At 67.5% G+C, this 255-nt stretch carries 1 protein-coding gene; it reads right to left on the bottom strand.

Going from position 1 to position 255, the window contains the following annotated elements; all coding sequences use genetic code 11:
* Positions 1-255, bottom strand: a 255-nt coding sequence (locus SB658_RS25750; RefSeq protein WP_410603301.1) for a TetR/AcrR family transcriptional regulator, incomplete at both ends; no start/stop codon positions are given.

Raw genomic sequence — 255 nt, forward strand, 5'->3', positions numbered from 1 at the left:
GGTACAGGCCGACCGCGTCGGGCTGGCTCTCGATCGTCGCGAAGGCGTGCGCGATCAGCTTGTCGAGGATGTAGCGGGGACTGCCGCCCTCGGCCACGATCTCCTCGAAGCGCCCGAGGAGCCCGGCCATGAAGCTGCGCAGGATCTCCTGCAGGATCGCTTCCTTGGAGGAGAAGTGGTGGTACAGACTGCCGGACAGGATGCCCGCCTCGTCGGCGATGTCTCGGACCGTCGTGGCGGAGTACCCGCGCTTGG

The organism is Bacillus sp. SIMBA_008 (assembly GCF_046535495.1).
In the GTDB taxonomy this organism is placed as follows: domain Bacteria; phylum Bacillota; class Bacilli; order Bacillales; family Bacillaceae; genus Bacillus; species Bacillus subtilis.